Source organism: Coprococcus aceti, from assembly GCF_025567285.1.
Lineage (GTDB): Bacteria > Bacillota > Clostridia > Lachnospirales > Lachnospiraceae > Coprococcus > Coprococcus aceti.
The window spans coordinates 167597-184393 of the sequence record NZ_JAOQJT010000007.1 but is presented as its reverse complement, the minus strand read 5'-3'; the positions used below and the strand labels follow the sequence as shown (position 1 = coordinate 184393).

Genomic DNA, 16797 nt, shown 5'->3' with positions numbered 1-16797 from the left:
TATTTGTGTATTTTGTATATGTCAAAGCGCAACTTAAGCGCAATTTGTGTGCAATTTTGTGCGCAACAGAATGATATTATGTTATGTATTTTCAAATATGCACAATAAATCCCAACGCTTATACAAAGAAAACGCCCTGTCCATGATATGTTATGTAAACTTCATATCATGAACAGAGCGTTTTAACGTATACACACTGTATTATTCTATAATGTAACTTGGAATGTGATGTATCCATCCCCGTCACATCTTGCTGTTATCCTACCCTTGTGAGACTCAACTATCGATTTGGCGAGAGAAAGTCCTATTCCCGAACCTCCGGTCTCCGAATTTCTTGAGCTGTCAGGTCTATAGAATCTCTCAAACAATATATCCTGAGAGCCCTCTTCCATGCCATCTGTGAGGTTTTTGAGAACAAACTTCACCTTTCTGCCATCACGCTTCAAGGATATACTTATATCCGCTGATTCAACAGCATACTTCATGGCGTTATCCACCAGTATGCTTATGAGCTGCCTGATGGAATTCTCATCTCCGACATACTTTATTCCATCTTCGATATCCGCGCTGATCTTCTTGCCTCGAACCTCCGACAGAGACGAGAAATGATCTATCACCTCATACGCCACATCAGACAGATCAAACTTTGCCTTCTCCTTCGGTTCAGGATTCTCATCCAGTCTGGAGAGAGCCACCATCTGATTTGTGAGCGCTGTCAGTCTCTTGACCTGATCCCTGGTGTTCTTCGTCCATTCACTCTCACCATTCACCATCTCTATAACCTCGGTATTTGCATCTATGATGGTTAGGGGTGTCTTGATCTCATGGCTTGCATCGGTGATAAACCGCTTCTGCTTGGCATAACTCTCAGCCACCGGCTTGAATATCTTCTTTGACCAGAACAGCACCAGCATTAACACCGCAAGGAATCCCAGAAGTGACACTCCTACACTGTATACCAACGTATTTCTGAACGACTCCAGCTCCTGACGGCAGTCGACAAATATTATCCTGGTTCCATCCTCACAGTCCGCTACCCTGTATCTGTATATATCCGTAAATCCACTGTCTGAACCGTCCCCAAGTATCTTCAAAGCATACGACTCGGCTTCCGATTCATCAACAGCAGCTATATTGTCAAGGCTGTAGGACTCAACAGCCCCATCACTTACGACCACAGAGAAATATCTTGTCTGAAATGGTGTCTCCGGTGAGAACTTATCATTGCTCTTGCCATCAGGCTTATCAGGTGGCTGGGAATCCGCATTGGTCTTAACCTTCTCTTTCAGAAAATCCCTGCGGTCAAACTGTCCATTATTATCCACCAGTTCACTTAAGGTATCATCCGCCCTTGAAACCATGCGGGCATAATTTGCTATGTTGAGAATGCTCATTATGACAAACAGCACTCCAAATGTGGATGCCATTGCCGCAAATATAAATCTTTTTCTCAGATTCTTTATCATGTTCTATCCTCTTCCTTATACTCAAGTGTGTATCCCTGATTTCTTACTGCCTTAATGGACACCCCTGAGCCTATCTGACTGAGCTTCTTCCTGATATACGAGATATTGACCCACACAACACTGATCTCCGTATCCGTGTCATAGCCCCATATCTTCTCCATCATAAGCTCTGCTGATATTATCGCATTCTGATTTGCCATCAGCAGTTCCATGATCTGATATTCCTTGTTCTGCAGCTTTACGCTTCCGCCAGATGAACTGAGCTCATAATTCAGGCTGTTTAACGTGCAGTCGCCATACTTCATCTCCGTGCTGACCGCCTCACTCTTTCTTCTGGTTATCGCGCGTATCCTTGCCAGGAGTTCCTTTGTCTCAAATGGCTTTGCAAGATAATCGTCCGCCCCCAGATCAAGGCCGTTGATCTTGTCATCAGTCTCAGCCTTGGCCGTGAGCATAATGACCGGAACATCGCAGCCCTCAGCTCTGATCTTTGACAGCACAGTAAAGCCATCCATCTTTGGCATCATGACATCAAGTATGACTCCGTCATACCCCTGCCATAATGTAATCATAGGCATCCTGTCCGTTATACACAGCGTCCACTGAGTAATTGTTATGCTTCAATATAACCTGAAGCGCGCTTGAAAGCGCTTTCTCATCCTCCGCAAGAAGTAATCTCATAATCTTATCTCCGTCTCACATTATTATGGTCTCCACCAGATATCACGCAAACCATCTATAATTCGTATTATACCCCTCAAGCTTAAATAAAGCTTAAACCTTCATGACATCAACAATTGTCTGGACAAGTCTGTCTATATCTATAGGCTTGGCAAGATGGGCATTCATACCCGCTTCCCTGCCTCCACACCGTCAGGCATAAGGTCGACCAAAAGCCCGGATGCCGATTCTATGTGTCCCTGCTCGTTACTAAGCTCGTTTGCGATCATCTGAACCGCAATTACATAGATTATATTTTATACAGTGCCGGATATCAACAGAAACAGACAATAAAAAAGCCCCACGGCCAGCTCAAAAGCCAACCGCAAGGCAATTATTCATATATTCAAATACAGGATATGATTAAACGTTCATCTGCTTAGCAACCTCGGCTGCGAAGTCCTCGTTCTTCTTCTCCATTCCCTCTCCGACCTCGAAACGAACGAAGCTGGCGATCTTGAGATCCTTGTTAACTGACTCAAGGTACTTGGCAACTGTCTGCTTGCCATCCTCAGCCTTAACGTATACCTGATCAAGAAGGCTGATCTCCTTAACCTGCTTTGAGATACGTCCCTCAACAAGACCATTGAAGATCTTATCTGCAACGATAACATCCTTATCAGCGATAGCAAGCTCTGCAAGCTGTGCCTTTGCCTCCTTTGAAAGGAAGTTGAATAAGAAGTTCATGTTGCTCTTCTTCTCTTCGTAGATAGCTACATCCTCTGCGCTCCATACGCCGTCAACAGCCTTTGCAATAAGCTTGTTAAGGATTGGCTTTGGAAGTGTATCAGGTGCATTAAGTGCACTGTCAACTGTGATCTCCTTAAGCTTAGCCATAGCGTCTGCTGAGATATCAGCTCTGCTGATGTACTGTGGGTTCATAGCTGCGATCTGCATAGCTACGTTCTTGAGTGCTTCCTTAGCAGCGTCATCGCTTGCGCCGTTACCAGCTACGATAACACCGATTCTTCCATTGCCGTGTAAGTAGTCAACTACTACATCGCCTGAAAGCTTCTGGAATCTACGGAATGATAACTTCTCTCCGATTGTTGCTGTCTTGTCAACAAGGGCTTCCTTAAGACCATTCTCTCCGAGAAGTGCCTCAACATCCTCGCCATCCTTGCCACCAACAAGTGATGAAGCAAGTGCCTGATCAGCGATCTGCTGAACAAATGTCTGGAATATCTCGTTCTTAGCAACGAAGTCTGTCTCTGAGTTAACCTCTACAACAACACCTGTTGTACCATTAACTGCTGCACGGCAGATACCCTCTGCTGCGATTCTACTTGCCTTCTTCTCAGCCTTAACTGCACCGCTCTTACGAAGTACATCTACTGCTGCTTCCATATTACCATCAGTCTCTGCAAGTGCCTTCTTGCAATCCATCATACCGGCACCTGTGAGCTCTCTTAACTCTTTAACCTGAGCTGCTGTGATTGCCATTTTATTTCTACCTCCGAATATTTGTTATAATTACTCCTCTGTAGTCTCCTCAGCCTCTGCCTCATCTACTGAATCAGCATCAACACCCTGCTGAGCCTCGATAACAGCGTCTGCCATCTTTGAAACGATAAGCTTTACAGCTCTGATAGCGTCGTCGTTACCAGGGATTACATAATCAAGCTCCTCTGGATCACAGTTTGTATCAGCGATACCAACAAGCTTAATTCCAAGTGACTGAGCCTCCTGGATACATATTCTCTCCTTCTTAGGATCAACAACGAAGATCATGTCTGGGATTCTCTTCATGTTCTTGATACCGCCAAGATTCTTCTCGAGCTTCTCCATCTCCTTCTTGATCTGGATAACTTCCTTCTTAGGAAGAACGTCAAATGTACCGTCCTGCTCCATCTCCTCGTACTTCTTAAGAGTAGCGATTCTTGTCTGGATTGTCTTGAAGTTTGTAAGCATACCTCCAAGCCATCTCTCATTTACATAGTACATACCGCAACGCTCTGCCTCGCTCTTGATTGAGTCCTGAGCCTGCTTCTTTGTACCAACGAAAAGGATTGTTCCTCCGTTTGCAACACAATCACCGATTGCATTGTAAGCATCGTCAACCATTCCTACTGACTTCTGAAGATCGATGATGTAGATACCATTACGCTCTGTGTAGATGTATGGCTTCATCTTAGGGTTCCATCTTCTTGTCTGGTGTCCGAAATGTACACCTGCCTCTAATAACTGCTTCATTGAAATAACGCTCATTTTTTCTACCTCCATGGTTAAAATCTTCTGCCGGCATCAACTCTTTGGACCACCCGAGCACAGGCACCACGCCAACTATCAACCAGCATGTATATTTGTTATGCGCACTCACGCAATCGACATTGTAACACAAAAAAAAAGTGCATTCAAGCACTTTTTTCTTGTGTTTTATATATTTTTATTTACTGATGACCTAAAAGGATCCACACTATTCCGCCGTTTGTCTCATTTCCGGTAAATGTGTATGTTCCAGGTACAAGACTCTCAGAATATCCCGATCTGAGAAGCCAGTCGTAATACTCATCTGCATCCCTGATGCCTATCTGTCCAAGCAACTGGCATATCTCGTATGCTGATGTGCCGGCTCCAAATGTGATCTCTCCGCCGCCATTGTCATACTTGATGGCACTCGCTTTCACAGCCTCTGTCGCCGCCTCGGTAGTCTTATTTGTGCTGCTTCCTGAACCGGTCTGCGAATTCTTATCCTCTGTATAGCCGTTGTCCTTGGCAGATGGAACTCTCTCTGTCTTATCAGAAAGACCTCCGTTGTTATCTGTTGTGCCGGTTCCATTTGACTTGTCGGAGCTTCCGGTCGTACCACTGTTGCTTCCGCTGCCGCTCTCTGCATCGCTCTTGCCATTTTCTGACTTGCCTGTCTCTGTTGTAGTCTTATCGGCATTGGCATTCTTTTCCGTGGTTACTTTCTGTGTCGTTGTCTTTTCTGTCGTCTTATCCTCAGTCTTCTTCTCTGTTGTCGTCTCTGTGGAAGAATCCTCTGTGCTCTTATCCTGCTGCTGACTTACGACCGCCGTCTTGCCCTGACCTGAATCAGTTTTTCCGGCATTTCCAAAATTAAACGCAACAGTCATGGTAAGTGCTCCTATCACCAGCCCTGTACCAAGGCCTCTGAAATAACTTTTTTTATACATAGCTTACCTCCCGGACTGATTACTGTTTGTCAGCCTCATTGATCTTGTCTATCATAACCTTAGCCTCTCCAACTCCTATTCCAAGTTTGTTTGCGATCTCCATGATGCTGAGTCCCTTCTTGTGCAGATCTGCAACCTGCGACTCTACATCTGTGCCTTCATCCCATATATCAACAACCTTGTTCTGAGCGGCTTTCTTCTTTTTTCTCTTCTTTGAACGATTGTTTCTAGATCTGGCAGCATTGTTATTCTCAGCGATCGCTGCGGCTGCCTTCTCAGGATTTTCAGCCTCTACCACTGTAAATGCACTGTCTGTTACCGGTGCATCCTCCACACTGACTGCTTTCTCGGCAGCCTCTGCATCTGCAGCAGCCTCAGTGCTGCTCTCTGACTCGGTATTCTCTTTCTGCGCTTCACCCTCGGATGTCTCCGACTTATCATTGTCAGCGATACCGTCTGTCTTTACGTCATCTTCTGCTTCAGCATCAGCTTTAGTCTCAGCTCCATCTGCTGTCTCTGTCTTATCTGCTGCCTGAGAATCATTTTCTGACTGAGCTTTCTCTGCATCCGGCTCAGTCTTCTCTGATCCGTTATCTGCCTCCGCAGGCTCTGACTCGGAAGTCTCTACAGTCTCAGGCTCATCGTATGTCACAGGCTCTTTCTCGCTGGTGTCATCCGGATCATATGCCTCGTATGCGTCCTTAAGGCTCTGGTTGATGTAATCTATCATCTGCTTCTTGGCCTTCTCTGACAACTGTTTCTCACAAGCCTCAAGCTCTGTCTGCATCTTCTTCTTTGCAGCCTCTATACCCTCCTCGTATGCCTTGACTGCATCATCTATCTTCTTCTGGGTATCAGCCTGGGCTGTCTCATTTGCCTTGACTGTGCCGGCTCTGAATTCATCCAGCTCATTCCTTGTGCTGTCCATGAGCTCACTCATTTCCTTCTTTGAACTCTCTCTCATCTCAGCAAGCTCTTTTTTCGATGACTCCCTGACCTCATCAAGGCCCTTTTTCATGTCTGATTTCACAGCTTCGCCCTGTTTCTTCAGCTCATTCTTCTTCTTCTCTACAAGGCTGTCACAATACTCATCAAGCTTCTTCTCCAGATTCTCCCTGCTCTCATCCATCACAGAATTCTCTGTATTCTCTTTTGGACCGTCAGTGAGGAAAAAGCTTACTATCACTATCGCTACACCTACTATCAATGTCACTATTGCCGGTATCATATACGTCTCTCCTTTTCGATGTATTTATAATTCTGTTCTCAGGCATTCTTCAGTTCATCAAACACCACATCATTCAGCACTTTTATGTACGTGCCCTTCATTCCCGATGATCTCGCCTCGATAACACCTGCGCTCTCAAACTTTCTGAGTGCGTTCACTATAACCGATCTTGTTATGCCTACCCTGTCTGCGACCTTGCTTGCAACCAGTATTCCCTCTTCGCCGTCAAGCTCGGAAAAAATGTGTTTGATCGCCTGCAGCTCTGAAAACGACAGAGTGTTGATTGCTGATCTCACTATGGCCAGCTTGCGGTTCTCCTCAGCATTCTCCTCATTGAGCGCCCGCATCATCTCAAGCCCCACAACGGTGGTTCCATATTCGCCAAGAATGATGTCATCTATATCGTACTCAGTCTGAAGTCTGTACAGAAACAGAGTTCCAAGTCTTTCTCCTGCTATATCAATAGGAAGGAGCAGACCATGATACTTGTCTATATCCTTTCCATCAAATCCAAGTGTCGTCAGATTAACGTTCTCCTTAGTGGACAGGACGAGAAGAAGACGCTCGTTGAGCATGTTGTCTATGAGACTTCCTACCTTACCCTCAATGAGCTCATGGATCTCCGGAATATCCTCTCTGTTCTTGAGTCCGAGTATCTTGCCCTTCTTGCTTATTACCATCACGTTTGAAGCAAGAATGTCGCTGAGCACATCACAAATGTCATTAAAAACAACCTTATGTGAATTGTTATTGTGCAATAACTTGTTGATTTTTCGTGTTTTATCTAACAATTGTACACTCATAAGTTATCCTCCATTTTTTTATGTAACAAAAAGTATCTTTTGCTCGAAATATTATGACTATTTGTGATTCTACCACAACAAGATTGACATAACAACCATATTTTATGTAAAGTTGTCCTAAAAACAAAGATTTAAGAAAGTGTTGATTTTACTGGATTTTTCAGCCACAACATATAGTGGTCAGTCTTTTTTTCGACACAATTTTAATAATTATGACAACCATACACTTCTTTTAATTTTTCTACAATTCAACAAAAAAACAGACAAATTCACTAATTGTCTCCAATTAGGAATCTGTCTGTCACATATCTTATATCTTAATTATTTATCAGCAGTCTCCGCCGCCTTGTTGTTGCAGGTATAACCACACTCCTGATCTGAGCATACCAGCTTATTGCCCTTTACTATCATGTACTTTCCACATTCAGGACATTTCTCATTGCTTGGCATTGCCCATGACATGAAATCACACTCAGGTGCATTGATACATCCATAGTATCTTCTGCCCTTTCTCGTCGTCTTGATGACCACGTCTCCGCCACACTTAGGACAGGTAACACCTATCTTCTCGTAGAACGGCTTTGTAAATCTGCACTCAGGGAATCCAGGACACGCTAGGAATTTGCCGTGAGGACCATACTTGATGACCATGTTTCGTCCGCACACGTCACACACTTCCTCGGACACCTCATCCTCTATCTTGATGGACTCAAGTTCTGCCTCCGCCTTCTTCACCGCCTCGTCGAGATCCGGATAGAAATTGCGGACAACCACTTTCCAGTCCACGGTTCCCTCTCCTATCTTATCGAGAAGGGACTCCATGTTAGCCGTGAAATTAACATCTATGATAACCGGGAACGCCTGCTCCATGCTCTGGTTAACCGCATCACCTATGGCTGTCACATATAACTTCTTCTGTTCCTTCGTTATATATCTTCTCGCAAGTATGGTCGATATGGTTGGAGCATAGGTACTTGGTCTTCCAATTCCAAGCTCCTCCAATGTCTTGACAAGCAATGCCTCTGTATATCTTGCAGGCGGCTGTGTAAAATGCTGTTTCTCCTCAAAGCCGTCAAGCTCCAGCACATCGCCCTCAGCAAGATTGTTGATTCCCGCAACTGTCTCTCCTCTGTCATTGTCCAGATTGTATACAGCAAGGAATCCGTCAAATGCTATCTTTGATGCGGATGTCTGGAATGTCGCATCGCCGCAGCTTACCTTTACACTCTTGACAGAATATACCGCCCCCGCCATCTGGCTTGCAAGGAAACGATTATATATGAGCTGATACAGTCTGAACTGATCCCTTGAGAGCTGTTCCTTTACCATGACCGGTGACAGAGTCACATCTGTAGGTCTGATAGCCTCATGAGCATCCTGTATCTTCTTATCTGTCTTGGCGCGTCCATTTGAATCGCCAATATATATATCACCGAAATTGTCCGTTATATATTTGTCAGCAGCAGCAACTGCTTCCTCTGATATTCTAGTGGAATCTGTTCTCAGGTATGTTATGAGACCTATCGTTCCACGGCCCTTGATATCAACTCCCTCATAGAGCTGCTGTGCGATCCTCATCGTCTTGGATGTCGCAAAATTGAGCTTCGATGAAGCCTCCTGCTGCAGCGTACTTGTTGTAAATGGCAGCGGTGCCTTCTTGTTTCTCTCACTCTCTTTTATGGACTTTACAACGTACTCTCCATCTTGAAGACCGCTGAGTATCTCATCGAGTGCCGCTCTGCCTGATATCTCTTCCTTATTCTTACCATCTCCGGTAAACTTGAACGTGATAGGCTTCTTGAGCTTGCCGCCGGTAAGATTCGCGTCCAGTGTCCAATATTCCTGCGGGATAAAATCATTTATCTCCTTCTCCCTGTCACACACGAGCTTGAGTGCAACAGACTGTACACGTCCGGCAGAAAGACCTCTCTTGATCTTTGCCCAGAGAACCGGGCTGATCTTGTAACCAACAAGTCTGTCGAGCACTCGTCTCGCCTGCTGGGCATCCACAAGGTTCATGTCTATGTCCCTTGCCTGCTTTATAGAATTCTTTACCGCATTCTTTGTGATCTCATTGAACGTAATTCTCTTGTAATCCTTATTCTCCAGCTTAAGTGCTTTCATCAAATGATAGGATATAGCCTCTCCCTCACGGTCCGGGTCAGTTGCGAGATAGATCTTGTCGGCCTTCTTAACCGCTTTTCTCAGAGCGGCAAGGATATCACCTTTACCCCTTATAGTGATATATTTGGGCTCGAAATCATTATCAACGTCTATTCCCATCTGACTCTTTGGCAGATCTCTCACATGGCCATTCGAAGCAATCACCTCATAGTTTGATCCAAGAAACTTTTTTATTGTCTTAGCTTTAGCTGGAGACTCAACAATAACAAGATTTTTTGCCATAGCTATCTGTCCTTTCTGTAGGTTTCCTGTAATTCTTATCATCCCAGAGCATCTTCCGGCAGTGTTCATTTTCATGGTCAGGCTCTGACATAATAATTTCTTACCAACTGTTTTATCAATCTTTTCTGTTCTAATTCATACAATATCTGAGTCACCTCAGACACTGAAATCCCAGTCTCGAAGCATATATCATCTATATGCCTTGATTCCAAACGTACACAACTATACACTTTTTTCTCTGCAGGCGCAAGTAAATTTTTGTTAAATGCCTTTGATTCAGCTCGGTTTATGCCCATTTCATCAAGTATATCCTCCACCTGTGTGACACACACCGCCCCCATTCTGATAAGTCCGTTACAGCCTCTGCTGCCCGAATCCGTGATCCTCCCGGGAACAGCATACACTTCCCGCCCCTGCTCCAGCGCCTGGTCCGCAGTGATCAGAGAACCGCTTTTTTCCCTCGCCTCAACGATGAGCACACCGGACGAAAGTCCACTGATTATCCTGTTCCTGTACGGGAATCTGAAAGCATCCGGTCTTATGTCAAGCCCACATTCCGACAGCACTACTCCGCCGCCATTTCTTATGTCGTGATATATATCATAGTTCTCCCTCGGATACGGAACATTTATACCACTTCCGAGCACAGCCACAGTCTTTCCTCCGGCCTTCATGGCAGCTCTGTGCGCAGCGCCATCTATTCCCAGTGCCATTCCACTGACTATAGTAACCCCTGATGCTGCAAGCTCCCCCGACAGCCTGTTGGCAGCTTCCCTTCCGTACACAGAGGCCTTTCTTGCCCCTACCACCGCAACCGCAGGGTCCAGATCCGCCAGCACATCCACATCCCCTGCTGCAAACAGAAGCATTGGGGGATCCGGTATATCATACAGCTTCCCGGGATACAGCTTATGTCCCGGATAAATATATGTAATGTCATTTCTTCGAAGCTCCTCTGCATATGCCGCAACTTTCCCGGCATCCCTGTGTTCAAGGAATCCGTCAGCCTGAGCCTGTGTGAGTTCATCCCGAAGCTGTTCCTCAGAAGTGTTCCACAGTCCTCTTATACCTCCGTATTTCATGGCAACGTTCATCTTCACAGTGTGAGTCATCTTGCTTATCATCCCAAACCAGAGATAAAGTAATTCCTCCGTCATGTCACACACCTCCCTGAATGTCCGCATTTCTGAAGAACACCGCTTCTCTCAGGTGTTTTATCCCGACCTCAGGATCTCCATCGAGATCCGCAATAGTCCTGGCTATCTTGAGTACCCTGTATGCTCCTCTCGCAGTCATATCCATATCGGCAAAACAATCCTCCATGAAATTCTTTGCCTCGCCGTCAAGTACTACATATTTACTGCATAATGACGAATCCATCTGGGAATTGAACCGTATATTTTCATCGCTGAACCTTTCACTCTGTATCCTCTGGGCCCTCAGCACACTCTCCCTCATTTCTGCTGAATTCTTCCCTGTCCGGCCACCAAATAACTGTCTGCAGTCCACCTTCCTAACATCCACATTTATATCTATCCTGTCAAGCAGAGGCTTGCTTATCCTGGCATTATAATTCCTGATCTGCCTGACCGTGCATGTACACCTGTTCATATCCGGGTACTGTCCGCAGGGGCATGGATTTCTCGCCGCAACCAGCATGAAGTCCGCAGGAAATCTGTATATTCCACCAAGCCTTGATATACTGACCTCACCGTCTTCAAGGGGCTGTCTCATGACCTCGAGCACGTTCCGGTTAAACTCCGGCAGCTCATCGAGAAACAGCACACCACCGTGTGCAAGACTTATCTCTCCTGGTCTCGGATTATGCCCGCCGCCGGACAGGGCATGCAGGGATATCGTATGATGAGGTGCCCGGAATGGACGGCGGTTTATTATATGACAGGATTCATCCAGAAGCCCCGCCACACTGTACACCTTCGTTATCTCTATACTCTCCTCAAGGCTGAGTCTCGGAAGTATCGTCGGGATACGTCTGGCTATCATGGATTTGCCTGCCCCGGCGGGGCCTGTCATGAGTATGTTGTGCATTCCCGCCGCGGCTATCTCCACTCCACGTTTAAGGGATTCATGCCCCATTACCTCAGAGAAATCCACTTCAGCTTCATCCCCTGACGTATCCAGCATGGCTTCTACATCAACATATTCAGGCTCTATGGTCTGTATACCACTCAAGTGATCGACCAGCTCTCCTATACTTGTGACCGGTATAACAGTCATCCCACGTATAATGGCGGCCTCCCTGGAATTCCCCGCCGGCACTATACAGCTCCTCACACCTTCGCTGTACGCAGAGTGAACTATGGGCAGCACACCGCTCACCGTATTCACATGTCCATCAAGCCCCAGCTCTCCAAGGATAAGTATGTTCTTTATATTGTCTGTTGGAATAACGCCCATGGACGCCAGCATACCCGCTGCGATGGGCAGATCGAAGGCAGTGCCTTCCTTTCTGATATCCGCCGGAAAGAGATTGATCGTTATTCTCTTCGGAGGAATGTTGAAACCAGAATTGCGCAGTGCAGTCCGGACCCGTTCTCCTGCTTCCTTCACGCAGGAGGACAGGTATCCGACCATATTCATAACGGGAAGCCCATCGTGTATATCCGTCTCCACTGATATGAGCGTCCCGTCGATTCCCTGTACAAGTCCACTTAATACTTTACTATACATAAGCAAGTGCTCCTTCCCGCTCTGCCGAGCAGCCTCTCCATCGGAGCACATATTACACTAAAAAGGATATCCCATAATCAAACACAAGTCAAACTCCATTTTGTATACCTATTTGGAATATCATATCCTTGACTTTTTCCTTTTTCTGCTGCCCTTAACCAGCTTCACCGAAGCCACCTTAAGCAGCACAAATGATGCTGCGAGATTCACACACACTGAGATCACGGCCATATGATCCACCACGAAATTCGTGTATTTACCGTATCCCGTCATGGTTTCCACCACAGATTCATCCTTGAGCAATCTGATGAAATTTTCTGCTATCCATATGGCAGGATTGACTGCATAGCACACTGCCTTTCCCATCATATAAGCAGCATAACTGCTTCTTGAACCGTCCGACATATACATCATGGATTCAAAAACGTTTCCTATCGCATATGATAAAAACACAACAGCCGCTATAGTCACTATGGTTGATATGGCCGCCGACACAGAAGTTCTCTTCACGCAGGAGTAAAATATTCCGATACTACCAACGTATATATCTATAAAGAGAACCATTCCAAGGTATTTGAACAGTTCGTCCCAGCCCATTCCTCCAACTATGAATGCAACCGCCATAAACGGAAGAGTTGCTATGACATACATTGCCGTGGTGGCAACTGCCGACAGGAGCTTTCCGGCAACTATCGATATAGGTCTTACCGGAGTCGTCAGCATGATCTCAAGCGTCTGTCTCTCCCTCTCACCGGATATCGAGGTGGATGTGATTATCGGAACTATGAGTCCTATTATGCACAGCTCACACACCGCAAGCACAGGAAACATCTGTGCAATATTTGAATAATATACCTGATATGCTGAGCCTCTGCTCGTCATGAAGAGCATTCCGACAACCAGCGCAAACAGGCAGTTGATGACTGTTATCGTCACGACCATTCTGGCACTTCTCGCATTTACCAGAATATCCTTCTTCAATATGGGATTAATAATTGTTCTTCGCGCCACGATTCTCACCTCCCGTAATCTTAAGGAACAGGGATTCCAGATCTTCCTTCTCCCTGAAAAACTGATGAACGTGCACACCGTTGTCCACAAGACTTCTGAGAAGCTCGGCGTCAGACTCCCTCGTGCCTGAATAATAGACAAGAATTTCTCCATCTTGTATACTTATGCGATCCACATTGAATCTTTCCTTCACAATGACAGATATCCTGTTGGCTGAGGCCTCCGCATCAAGTCCCAACATATATCCCTTTATCCTTACAGGAGGCATGTTTTTATCACCATTTACAATCTCATCCACGCTTCCGCTGGCCACTATCTTTCCGTGGTCTATGACACCTATACTCGTACACATCTCTGAAAGCTCCGGCAGAATATGCGAGCTTATCACGATGGTCTTGCCCATCTCCTTCAGATCACGCAGTATATTCTTCATATCATGTCTTGACCTTGGATCCAGACCCGAACTCGGCTCATCGAGCACCAGAAGCTCGGGATCATGTATGAGCGCTCTTGCTACACAGAGTCTCTGCTTCATACCTCTTGAAAGGCTGTCGACGAACTCGTCCTTTTTATCCTGAAGGGCGACAAGCTCCAGATATTTATCTGCGACCTTCTCCACTTCCCGCTTGCTCATGCCGTACATGGAGCCATAAAAATCCATGTACTCCATGACCTTCAGATTGTCGTACACACCGAAAAAGTCAGGAACATATCCTATCTTCCGTTTCACATCCGCAGGTCTGCCAAGTGCGTCTACACCGTCTATGGTGACCTTTCCCGATGTGGCTTTAAGGAGTCCGCACATGATCCTCATGGTTGTCGTCTTACCGGCACCATTTGGTCCGACAAATCCGAATATCTCGCCCTTATCAATATGAAGATTCATATGATCGAGCGCAACAAACTTTCCATATCTCTTGGTGAGTTCTTCTATATCAACCATTACCGGACACCTCCCCTCGCACTGATATGTGGAAGGTAACTGTCCACATAATAATCTCCCTGCTGAGGAGATATAAATCTCATAGCCAGGCATCCGTCCGACATATATTTGTCAAGTTCCTGCCCCTTTATGATCGTTTGTCCATCGGCAAATACCGTGTCATATTCACCGGTCTCTCTGTTGAGCATCTGCACTACGACCTTGTTCTTGCCGCTTCCCGCCTGGGTCTTATCGTATATCAGTTCCGTTATATCATCATTCTTGCCAAATCTGATGTTAACGTCCACGGTTTCAGAATACATCAACAGATCGTCATCACCATAATCTGATCCGCCGATTCCATTCTCATCCCTGTCATAAATGCTGTAATAATAAACTCCATCCACATCCTCATATTTAAGGGTATCTATGTCGTATACCATATAGCTGCCATAATTTTCCGTATCGGCATCACTCATCATATCCGGATCCCGCTGTATGGTTCCCCACACAGCCACAACGCCGTCATCTGCAGCGAGTCTACTGTACTGGGCAAGCCGGAGCTGCATGTAATAATTTCTGGACCATTCCGCCGACGATTCATCATCTCCGAAATAATCCTCACCATACTTCTTCGTGTAATATGATCTCATTCCGTCAAGTATGGAGCCGCCGTCAAATTTGTGGGTATTCTTCCTGCTTATCCGTATGGTATCTCCCGCTCTCAGGACATCAGCAACGTAATAATATCCCTCGGACATGACCACAAGATTCTCCACATCGTACGAGGTGTCATTTGTCAATGTTCCCTCAAAGCCATCTGTATATAATGTCAAATTCTTCCGAATTCTTCCAATATCGTTGCTTCCAGCAAAGCTTGCATTAGCTGATATAGTGCCAAATGAACGATTGCTGTAATAATTCAGTGTAACGCCATCTTTTCCATCATTTTTTACCGCATTGAGATTGTCATAAAAGCTGGATTCCATGGAATCATCCATCTCGATGTTGGAATATTTGCTGTTGATGTCTATCTTGTATTGGCCTGATCTGCCGCCTATTATATATGAATATGCATCCTCCCGCTTGGTATCACCGCTTATATCCGCAGCCACAAATGTAAGTCCGATAGGCTTTGTAACTCTGTACTTGAGGCTTACCATATATATGGCACCTGTACCGATAATTGCACATACCGGGATAACTCCCCATATGAGCTCCTTCTTTTTGAGCCTGCTGAGGACGATGTACGCCACAGGACCACACACAATGATATATATGATCAGCACGAGCATAATGACAACAGGTGACGGGGTGCTTCTCTTGTTGGCTGCATTTGCCACATCATATCCATAATATGTGCCACCATAATACCAGCCTCCATCGATCCAGTTCTGTGTCATATCCGTAAAGCCTGCCTCCAGAGCAGCCTGCGCCTGGGCAGTCTTATCCTTCTCATCCGTCTGTGCAAGCGAATACGGGAGCACCACGATCCTGCCATATCCCATATTCAGATAGTACCCATCTGAGCCGTCCAGCTCATGTACCTTCTGTGTGTCATTCACAGCGGAGACAAAATCGCCGTCAAAGCTGCTGAGTTCATTTTCATCTGACGACTTGGCCAGTATCATAGCTCCACCACTGTACACCCATTGTTTTATGGCAGCACTCTGCTTCTCTGACAATCCCGACAGATCATAATCATCCACCAACAGGTACTCTATAGCCTCCAGTCCCTCCTCGGACTCAGGAATGTCTGAGGGTGATAATGCAACAGTCTCTACCTTTGCATTATCATACACATTGTCCATGGAAACATCCTCTATATAAGACATGGCATCCTGTCTGTCACTAATCACTCCCACTGCGGCTACCATATCATTGCCCTCTATACTCAGCGAATCCCGCTCTGAGTACACCAGCACTCCGTCGCTGTCCTTGATCTCAACCTTTGCTATGCCGGAGCCCATATTGTCGACACAGAATTCCAGCGTTGTATTTTCACCCGCCTTGAATTCCACATCTTTGGCATATGTCATATTCTTTGTGCCAAAACCCTCGGAATAGCTCGTCTGCACAGACACATTTCCCGCAAAATCTGTGTCACACACAATATCCAGCCTGATAACACTGCCTCTGTCATTTACCGCATATCCATTGAGTCCATACTTTAGCTGTATATCAAAATCAGGGTTATTTTCAATTATCCTCTGTTCAACCCGTCCATATGCACTATCTGTGTTCGTTTCCGCCATAGCTGGACAGATCATACCTCCAAGCAGCATAAGTGCAACCGCACCGCCACAGGCAAGTTTCGCCGATCTGATCATAAGTCTTTCCTTCCAATTTGACTTTATTTTTTACACTAAACTTATAATAAATTCTGCCGGTAAATAACGCAACTTACACTTTC

12 protein-coding genes and 1 pseudogene are annotated in these 16797 nt (G+C 45.7%); all 13 read right to left on the bottom strand.

Annotated elements, in window-relative coordinates; genetic code table 11:
• Window positions 1-206: 206 nt before the first annotated feature.
• Window positions 207-1466, bottom strand: coding sequence for a sensor histidine kinase (locus tag OCV54_RS10870; protein WP_055223964.1), 1260 nt, complete (start codon window positions 1464-1466; stop codon window positions 207-209).
• Window positions 1463-2147: pseudogene (locus OCV54_RS10865) on the bottom strand (response regulator transcription factor). The gene OCV54_RS10870 and the pseudogene OCV54_RS10865 overlap by 4 nt, the downstream one beginning before the upstream one ends.
• Before the next feature lie 402 nt (window positions 2148-2549).
• The gene (gene tsf / locus OCV54_RS10860) at window positions 2550-3629 is read right to left on the bottom strand and encodes a translation elongation factor Ts (protein ID WP_022216097.1); all 1080 of its coding nucleotides are present in this window, start codon (window positions 3627-3629) and stop codon (window positions 2550-2552) included.
• Between the two features lie 30 nt (window positions 3630-3659).
• Window positions 3660-4394, bottom strand: coding sequence for a 30S ribosomal protein S2 (gene rpsB / locus OCV54_RS10855; protein WP_055144098.1), 735 nt, complete (start codon window positions 4392-4394; stop codon window positions 3660-3662).
• Window positions 4395-4576: 182 nt separating this feature from the next.
• Window positions 4577-5323 carry a hypothetical protein gene (locus OCV54_RS10850; RefSeq protein ID WP_055144096.1) on the bottom strand — a complete coding sequence of 249 codons (747 nt, stop codon included), beginning with the start codon at window positions 5321-5323 and terminating at the stop codon, window positions 4577-4579.
• A 19-nt stretch (window positions 5324-5342) separates the two neighbouring features.
• Window positions 5343-6551 (bottom strand): DUF6115 domain-containing protein, encoded by a 1209-nt coding sequence (locus tag OCV54_RS10845; protein ID WP_055223962.1) that lies wholly within the window; start codon window positions 6549-6551, stop codon window positions 5343-5345.
• A 38-nt stretch (window positions 6552-6589) separates the two neighbouring features.
• Window positions 6590-7354 carry a GTP-sensing pleiotropic transcriptional regulator CodY gene (gene codY / locus OCV54_RS10840; RefSeq protein WP_022216094.1) on the bottom strand — a complete coding sequence of 255 codons (765 nt, stop codon included), beginning with the start codon at window positions 7352-7354 and terminating at the stop codon, window positions 6590-6592.
• 321 nt (window positions 7355-7675) lie between these two features.
• Window positions 7676-9760 carry a type I DNA topoisomerase gene (topA, locus tag OCV54_RS10835; protein WP_055223980.1) on the bottom strand — a complete coding sequence of 695 codons (2085 nt, stop codon included), beginning with the start codon at window positions 9758-9760 and terminating at the stop codon, window positions 7676-7678.
• A gap of 77 nt (window positions 9761-9837) precedes the next feature.
• The gene (gene dprA / locus OCV54_RS10830) at window positions 9838-10917 is read right to left on the bottom strand and encodes a DNA-processing protein DprA (RefSeq protein WP_055223960.1); all 1080 of its coding nucleotides are present in this window, start codon (window positions 10915-10917) and stop codon (window positions 9838-9840) included.
• 1 nt (window position 10918) lies between these two features.
• Window positions 10919-12451, bottom strand: a complete 1533-nt coding sequence (locus OCV54_RS10825; RefSeq protein WP_055223958.1) for a YifB family Mg chelatase-like AAA ATPase — start codon at window positions 12449-12451, stop codon at window positions 10919-10921.
• A 120-nt stretch (window positions 12452-12571) separates the two neighbouring features.
• Window positions 12572-13462 carry an ABC transporter permease gene (locus tag OCV54_RS10820; protein WP_055223957.1) on the bottom strand — a complete coding sequence of 297 codons (891 nt, stop codon included), beginning with the start codon at window positions 13460-13462 and terminating at the stop codon, window positions 12572-12574.
• Window positions 13440-14405 (bottom strand): ABC transporter ATP-binding protein, encoded by a 966-nt coding sequence (locus OCV54_RS10815; RefSeq protein ID WP_022216089.1) that lies wholly within the window; start codon window positions 14403-14405, stop codon window positions 13440-13442. Before OCV54_RS10815 ends, OCV54_RS10820 begins: the two co-directional genes overlap by 23 nt.
• A complete protein-coding gene (locus tag OCV54_RS10810) occupies window positions 14405-16714 on the bottom strand; it encodes a hypothetical protein (protein WP_055223955.1) in 2310 nt (769 codons plus the stop codon). Before OCV54_RS10810 ends, OCV54_RS10815 begins: the two co-directional genes overlap by 1 nt.
• Window positions 16715-16797 lie beyond the last annotated feature (83 nt).